Below are 1,823 nucleotides of genomic sequence, written 5' to 3'. Positions count from 1 at the left end.
TTGACACTCCCACGGCTAAAGCCGCAAGTCCTACACCTTACGGTGTAATGGATGGGATTCTTGAATGACTAAGCATTCGCAGTCCATTTCTGTTTTGAACAGCCTTCAAGATGAGGGTGTGCCATCACCCCTCCTAAGACAGACCATATAGGTTCTTAGGCTGATTGACTATTACCGCCAACCACAGTTGCGTAGCGAATATTCATCGCCCCAACGATATCACGATGTTTCTCAAATCCACATTGGCACTTATATTTTCTGTCTTGCACCTTGTTCTTTTCAGAACATTTCGGACATTTTTGACTTGTATAAGAAGGGTTCACATATTCGACCTTTATGCCAACTAATGTCGCTTTGTACTCGATGAATTGTGCTAAACGATGGAATGACCAAGTGTGTAGATTTTTTTCGTTTTTACGGCTTGTTCGTGCCGTCTGTCGAATGTTCGTTAGTTGCTCTAATCGAATGACAGAAATATTATTATCCTTTGCAAAATCAACGATTACACGACTTACTTTGTGGTCTTGGTCTTGCATCCATCTTTGTTCTTTATCATCAAGTTGACGAAGGGCATTCAGTTTCTTAGCTTCTCCTAACTTCTTGCGAACACTGCGAAACTTACGTTTCATAAATTTGTTTTGCCTACCGTTCCCGAAGAAACGAATTTTATCATCTTCTGTGATGGCTACCGCAGGAACTTTGAGACCTAAGTCTACTCCTAAAATCTTTGTTCCCGTTTTTTCGTTTGTAGGAATCGTGACAGATATTTGAGCAATCCATTTAGCAGATTTCTTCGTGATACGAAGTGTACCTAACTTGTGCTTCAACAATTCGAAATTGCGATTATATTTATCGATTAATAAAGCACGAACCTTTAAACGAGTTGACTTCCCGTTTACCATAAACGGAATTGAAATGTGCGTGAAGTCAAATGAATAGTTTTGGTTATTCCATACACAAACAGGTCTTTTTAGAATCGGAACGATTTTGTATTTACTCTTTTTCACCTTTGTAGAAAATACACTTTTCGCATCTTTAATTGCTTGATTTTTCACCGCACTTGGGATATTGGCCTCAATATCCTTCGTACTTTTCTTCGTGCTTTTCCTTGCTTCAACCATTTCAGATACAAGGGCATTAATGACTTTTATATACTCGTGGCTACTTTGTTCCAATAGCATGATTTGTTCTTTTGTTGGAAGCAATTTAACTTTAACCGTGATGGTTTGTGGCACAAGTTTCACCCCCTCGTTTTTTGATTTTCAACATAATGTTTTATTGTCTCACTTGATACATTTCCAGCAGTAGAAACAAAATAAGAACGCGTCCATAGGCTCGGCAAGTGTTGAAGATGAGGAAACTCTTCTCTCAAACATTTTGATGTCACTCCTTTAATTTTTGCCATTGTATCAGCAGGACTAAGTGTTGGTGGTGTATTTAAGAACAAGTGAACGTGGTCTTTGTCGCATTCCATTGCAACAATAGAAATATCCAATTCTCCGCATATTTTTTGAATCAACTCTTTGAAACGTTCTTCTACTTTTGTGTTAAGGAAAATCTTTCTTCTGTATCGCGGGCAAAATACAAAATGATAGTTAATTAATGACACGGTTGTTTTGGTTCTTCTATAATCATTCATCATGTTTGCATCGTATCAGTTAAATTGCAAAACTGCAACGCGAAAGATGAAAAAATAAAAGATACCAACATTTTGGATACTTAGAGTGCTACAAACCTTGCGGTTTTTAGTAGCACTCCTTATCCAACCTCACTTTCATCCCATGCCTAAAGGCGAGGGCTTTCTCGTTCGGGAAGAGCTGTAA

General features: G+C 38.2%; 2 protein-coding genes. Both read right to left on the bottom strand.

Annotation, left to right across the window (positions count from 1 at the left end):
- Positions 1–155 precede the first annotated feature (155 nt).
- On the bottom strand, positions 156–1,235 hold the full coding sequence (locus ES895_RS29100; RefSeq protein ID WP_098005996.1) for an RNA-guided endonuclease InsQ/TnpB family protein: 1,080 nt from the start codon (positions 1,233–1,235) through the stop codon (positions 156–158).
- Positions 1,236–1,240: 5 nt separating this feature from the next.
- Positions 1,241–1,642: an IS200/IS605 family transposase gene (gene tnpA / locus ES895_RS29095; protein WP_098432072.1), complete on the bottom strand. Its 402-nt coding sequence runs from the start codon at positions 1,640–1,642 to the stop codon at positions 1,241–1,243.
- Positions 1,643–1,823 lie beyond the last annotated feature (181 nt).

The sequence above is a fragment of the Bacillus sp. 007/AIA-02/001 genome, from assembly GCF_004634455.1.
Taxonomy (GTDB): domain Bacteria; phylum Bacillota; class Bacilli; order Bacillales; family Bacillaceae_G; genus Bacillus_A; species Bacillus_A cereus.
This window is presented reverse-complemented; position numbering and strand designations above follow the sequence as displayed.